1 protein-coding gene is annotated in these 579 nt (G+C 66.3%); it reads left to right on the forward strand.

All coding sequences use genetic code 11. The features are described 5' to 3' along the window. Positions 1 to 86: 86 nt before the first annotated feature. The coding region (locus tag QLQ12_RS46835) for a hypothetical protein (protein WP_282767552.1) at positions 87 to 579 on the forward strand (493 nt) is incomplete at its 3' end.

The following is a 579-nucleotide window of genomic DNA, read 5'->3' on the forward strand; positions in this document are numbered from 1 at the left end:
CGGATGTGGCCTTGGCCTTGCAGTGGCTGGCTGAGGCGGCGATTACACCGCTCGGTCCCGGTCGGTGGCTGGATAGTGAGCCGCCTGTGGTGGAGATGACGAACGACGAGGTGGCTTTCTCCTGCTCCTACGGGATGCTTTTCGATGACGGTGACGGTTCGGACCCGGTGCAGCGGGTCCGAACCGCGTTGGGTCTGCTGGATCTGACCGACGCGTTCGGGATGGTGGCCGACTTGGAGGCGTACGTCCTGAAACATGAGGACCCGGCGGTCATCGAGGCTTTCTGGGCAGGCTGCCGGACACGCCTGGAAGTAGCCGAACCGCTCGAGAGTCTGCGGTTGGACCTACGGACGTGCTGGTTCCTCAGAGCAGATACTGGCGGGGCTACGTTCGCCGCGTTGCTCGGCGACGATGTACGCCGTCTCGCGGCGGATGACCGCCTGCCGGACCTGACCCACGGCCCACTGCACCACCGCGCCCGGCACGTACTGGAAGACTCCGGCACGGTCGACTGGGCCGACAAGCGTGACACCCTCCGAGCCGCCTCGACCGTCGCTGAGCTACACCCGGCGGTGTTCC

Origin of the sequence: Actinoplanes sandaracinus, assembly GCF_030009775.1 — a bacterium.
Taxonomy (GTDB): Bacteria; Actinomycetota; Actinomycetes; order Mycobacteriales; family Micromonosporaceae; genus Actinoplanes; species Actinoplanes sandaracinus.